Source organism: Bacillus sp. JJ722 (assembly GCF_036963345.1).
Taxonomy (GTDB): Bacteria; Bacillota; Bacilli; order Bacillales; family DSM-1321; genus Bacillus_AD.
Genome location: NZ_JBALMO010000409.1, coordinates 1 through 1,536, shown reverse-complemented (window position 1 = coordinate 1,536; position 1,536 = coordinate 1). Strand labels below are relative to the sequence as shown.

General features: G+C 33.3%; 1 protein-coding gene and 1 tRNA gene. Both read right to left on the bottom strand.

What is annotated here, in order from left to right:
* Positions 1-471: 471 nt before the first annotated feature.
* A tRNA-Ala gene (locus tag V7014_RS26880) sits at positions 472-544 on the bottom strand.
* A gap of 62 nt (positions 545-606) precedes the next feature.
* Positions 607-1,320 carry an MgtC/SapB family protein gene (locus V7014_RS26875; protein WP_335512146.1) on the bottom strand — a complete coding sequence of 238 codons (714 nt, stop codon included), beginning with the start codon at positions 1,318-1,320 and terminating at the stop codon, positions 607-609.
* Positions 1,321-1,536 lie beyond the last annotated feature (216 nt).

The following is a 1,536-nucleotide window of genomic DNA, read 5'->3' as shown; positions in this document are numbered from 1 at the left end:
CACTTAAAATACCCATAAATACACTCCTTGTTTCGTTACTTGTTGAAGATTTTCTAAAAACCTAACAAATGTTATTATGTGTGCATTTTCAAAAAATATAAGTATTAATTTAAAAAGATTTGATTGAAGTTTACATAGAAAGAAATGTTCTAGTAAGTACGAAGGTATAAAACAAAGATTTTATATGTTGTATCAAGGCTACGTTAGAGGTATGGTGGGGGGCGAGTTTAAACTATTTTCTTATTAGGTATATCAGAATGAGGGGGAAGCACATCTGTAGACCGACTCTTGATATAAACTTAGAACGAAACAACTAAAAAAGTAACAATCTCACTTATGCTTTAAGGGAGGATTGTTACTTTTCCTTTATGTTTGAAATTCCGTTACCTTTTCGTTACTTTTTAGAGTAATGTATTACTAAATAATTTTTGAATGAGTTCAAAATTGTTGATACATAGGGCTTTGTGAGAATGGAGCATAGGGGGATCGAACCCCTGACCTCAACACTGCCAGTGTTGCGCGCTCCCAGCTGCGCTAATGCCCCGAAATATAATTTATATATATTTTTATCCAATATTCAGGTAATTGTCAACTGAAAAATGGAGTTTATAAGCTTTCAATCTCAACAGTTTGGATTCCTTCTATATTAGAAACAGCTGTGTACACATCAACAGTTCTGCGCTGGTAGTGAATGGTGGTTTTTAATTGAATGAAATGAGCTGTTTCCATATCTTTGATGCGGATGTTTTTTATGGAGATTCCTTCTTTTTGGATTTGGTGAATGATATGTCCGATTTCCTGCTTGTCAAAGACAGATAATTGAAGAAGCACTTCTTTTTGCCTCAATTGCTTTGGTCCAATAACACTCATAATAAGAGGAATGATTTCAACACTTATTATGATAAGAAAAACGCCTGCGATTGCTTCTATATAAAACCCTGCACCAACGGCTATTCCTAGTCCAGCTGCTCCCCAAATCATTGCAGCTGTAGTTAATCCAGAAATGCTATCATTTTCTTTTCGTAAAATCACACCAGCTCCGAGAAAACCGATTCCGGAAATGATTTGGGCTGCTAATCGTAGTGGATCCATTGTGATGTTAACATGATCACTACTTGGAAATAGATAAGCTGATTTTATTGAAACAATTGTTAATAAACAACTGACTATAGAAATAACAAGACTTGTTTTTAAACCGACAGGCTTCCTTCGCATCTCGCGTTCAATGCCGATAATTAATCCTAAAATGGCCGTAATGCCAAGTTTTAAAAAAATATCTAGTCGCGTGTGAAAATCAATAATACTAGTGAAAATATCCATATTTCATCCCCCTTAATTTTGATGTTACTGTATAAAGGTGTGAAGGGAATCTTTAAGTATATATTATATGTGAAAGTATAAGGAGTAGTATCAGAGAATTATAGAAGTCATTATTTTGTGTGTTTTTTTTCTTGATTTCAGTAATGAAATTATTCATATTGTCTGGTTTTGAAAGTGGTTTATTTTAATAAGCAGTAAAACAATTCTATATTGATT